Annotated in this window: 2 protein-coding genes; one reads left to right on the top strand and one right to left on the bottom strand. The window is 68.9% G+C overall.

What is annotated here, in order from left to right:
* Positions 1-105: 105 nt before the first annotated feature.
* Positions 106-2,130: an ATP-binding SpoIIE family protein phosphatase gene (locus DD1DGNOD_RS08160; RefSeq protein ID WP_241251322.1), complete on the bottom strand. Its 2,025-nt coding sequence runs from the start codon at positions 2,128-2,130 to the stop codon at positions 106-108.
* A gap of 184 nt (positions 2,131-2,314) precedes the next feature.
* Here DD1DGNOD_RS08160 and DD1DGNOD_RS29030 point away from each other — a divergent pair.
* Positions 2,315-3,303: alpha-amylase family glycosyl hydrolase (locus tag DD1DGNOD_RS29030; protein ID WP_241255556.1), on the top strand; the 989-nt coding region annotated here is incomplete at its 3' end.

Raw genomic sequence — 3,303 nt, 5'->3', positions numbered from 1 at the left:
CGCTATCTGAGCTCCGACGGTGACGAGGCCGCGTCCGCCTGACCCCGGGCGGCCGACCCCGACGCAACGAGCAGCCAGCCAGCGGACGGGACGAGTAGCGAGTAGTCAGCGCGACAGCGTCCTGTCGGCGTTGCCGCTCGCCGGGATCATCAGGTCGAACCACACCCGTTTGCCGTCACCGGTGGTTTCCACCCCCCACCCGTGTGCGAGCACGTCAACGATCAGCAGACCCCAGCCCGACTCTCCGTCATCCCGGGGTGTCCGACGGCGAGGCATCCTGGCACCTTCCCGATCCTCGACGCTGACCCGCAACCGGTCCCCTTCCTGGTGAACGCGCAGCACGAGATCACTGCGGGCGTGCAGCACCGCGTTCGTCACCACTTCGCTGACGAGCAGCAAGGCGTCGTCCGCGACAGCGGCAAGACGCTGTCCAGCGAGGATTCGCGCGAGCGCCGAGCGGGCGTGAACGGCCGACTCGGGTTCGGCGGGCAACGCCACGTCCACCAGAGCCGGCCGGGACGGATAGGTGGTCATCACCAGCAACGCCGTGTCGTCGTCGGTCTGCACGGCCACTCCGGACGCGGCCAGGCACTGGCGCAGCAGCGCCCGCGCCGAACCGGGCGAGGGCACCCCCGCGACGGGCGTCCCGGCATCCGCTGTCGCCGAGTCCTCCCTCGCCCTGACCAACCCGCGGCGCAGCCGATCCATGCCGTCCTCCAACGGGTGCCGGCGGGACTCGACAAGCCCGTCGGTGTACAGGACGATGCCGGAACCGGGCGGGAGTTCCAGCGACGTCTCCGAGAACGCTCCGGCGCCGCCGACACCGAGCGGCAGTCCCGGGTCGAGGACCAGGTAGTCCGGCTCCTCGTCGGGCATGACCAGCAGCGGTGGCAGATGGCCGGCGTTGGACACGGTGGCCCGACGGCTCACCGGGTCGTAGACGATGTACATACACGTCGTCAGGTGCAGCCCGGGCAGCGAGTCCACGACCCGGTCGAGCCGGGACAGCAGTTCGGCCGGCGCCCAGTCCTCCAGCGCGTACGCGCGTAACGCCGCCCGCAGCTGCCCCATCACCGCAGCCGCGTGCAGGCCGCGTCCCATCACGTCTCCGATCGCGATCCCGACCCGGCCGTCGGGGAGCGCGATCACGTCGTACAGGTCGCCGCCGGCCTCCGTCCCGGCCGTTCCGGGACGATATTCCATCGCGATCTCCACCCCCCGCAGCGCGGGCGGGTTCTCCGGCAGAAGCGAGCGTTGCAGGGTGAGAGCGGACTCCTGTTCGACGCTGTAGAGCTGCGCGTTGTCGAGCGCGGCCGCCCCCCGCCGGGCCAGGTGCTCGGCAAGGCTGATGTCGACGGAGGTGTAGGTCCCCGAACTGCGCACAAGCGTGACAGCACCGAGTACCCGGCCCTGCCCCGGCATCGGAACAGTGATCGTCGGACCCTTCAGGAACGCGGGGAACGGAGCATCGGCCATACCCGCTGTGGACATCCGCGCCATCAGCTCGTCGGTCAGGTACGGCATGTACCAGGTCTGACCCGTCCGCAGGACGAGACCGGGCCCGTCCTCGCTGTCCAGGCTCGGCAGCCGGGCGGCAACGAAGTTGCGCAGATACTCGGCGACCCGGCCGTCACGGTGCACGATCGCGCCGAGGCGTACCTTCTCGCCGTCGCGAAGAAAGACGATGGCGCCGTCACCAAGCCGTGGTACCGCCAGCGACGCGATCATATCGATGATCCGCTGCGGGACGAGGGAACTCGACAGCACCAGTCCGGCGTCGGAAAGAAAGCCCAGCTGCTCGAGCGCGAGCCGCTCGGGGGCACGTTCGCGAGGACGGCCCAGTATCTGGCGCAGTGACCACGTCCCTCGGCCGAGCTCGGCCAGAACCGATCCGAGCCGGCCCGCCGCCATCCCGGTGAGGGCCGCGCCCGTCCGGATGGCGTTGCCCGCCGCGTTGTCACCAGCGGCCGTGCCGTTGCTTTTAGTAATCACATTGCTACCGAAAGCATAGCCGGCGAGGAGGCCGCGGAGGTGTCCGCCGAGGCGTCCGATTCGCTCATGCACAACCCGCCGGACAAGCACGAACGGACTGTGCACACCTTTTGAAGTCAGTTGATAACGTGTCGTCACCTCCTCCACCTGGCGGAGTCTAGTTCGGTTATCGGATATCGCGCCTGGCGGCAGGCTCCGGACCAGCGGGCCGAAGGCGGTTCGATCATTGATATTTCGCGCCCAGGGAGCCGGGCCCGCGATCGTTGGAAAGATTCGGCGACGGACGCCGGACAGCGACGGAGCTGCGGGATTGGATGAGACCATGGGTGACTGGTGGCTCGACGCCGTAATATACGAGGTCTACATCCGCAGCTTCGCCGATTCCGACTCCGACGGGGTCGGGGATCTCACCGGTATCTCCTCCCGCCTGCCCTATCTACGCGACCTGGGCGTGGACGGAATCTGGATCACCCCGTTCTATCGTTCCCCCATGGCCGACCACGGCTACGATGTCGCCGACCACCGTGACGTCGACCCGCTGTTCGGCGATCTGGCCGCCTTCGACTCGCTACTCGCCGAAGCTCACCGGCACGGGCTGAAGGTTCTCGTCGACCTCGTCCCGAACCACTCCAGCAACACCCACCCGGCCTTTCGCGCCGCGCTGGCAGCCGGCGCCGGTTCCCCCGAGCGGGATCTGTACATCTTCCGCAACGGGCGGGGCGAGGACGGCCGCGAGCCACCCAACAACTGGGTCTCGGTCTTCGGTGGGCCGGCCTGGACCCGGGTGGCCGACGGCCAGTGGTACCTGCACCTGTTCGCGCCGGAACAGCCCGACTGGAACTGGCGGCACCTCCGGGTGCGCGACGACCACGACGCCACCGTCCGGTTCTGGCTCGATCGCGGTGTCGACGGTTTCCGCATCGACGTCACCCACGGCCTGGTCAAGAACGACATCCTGCCGGACAACCCACCGCGCCCGGCCGAAGGCGTCCCCTTCTTCCGCGAGCGGGCCGAACCCCACAGCTGGGATCAAGAAGGCGTGCACGAGATCTACCAGCACTGGCGCACGATCATCGAGGACTACCGTCGCCGCGACGGACGGGCCAGGGCACTCGTCGGCGAAACCTGGGTGGCCGACCCACGGCGACTGGCCCGCTACGTGCGTCCCGACGAACTGCACCTGACCTTCGCCTTCTCGCTGCTGGCCGCCCCGTGGTCGGCGACGGCCTGGCGTACGGCGATCACCGCAGATCTGGCCGCCACCGCCGAGGTGAGCGCGCCCACCACCTGGGTGCTGGCCAATCACGACGT

Source organism: Candidatus Protofrankia californiensis, from assembly GCF_900634765.1.
In the GTDB taxonomy this organism is placed as follows: domain Bacteria; phylum Actinomycetota; class Actinomycetes; order Frankiales; family Frankiaceae; genus Protofrankia; species Protofrankia californiensis.
Note: the sequence above shows the minus strand (reverse complement) of the source record. Positions and strands in the feature narration are given on the sequence as shown.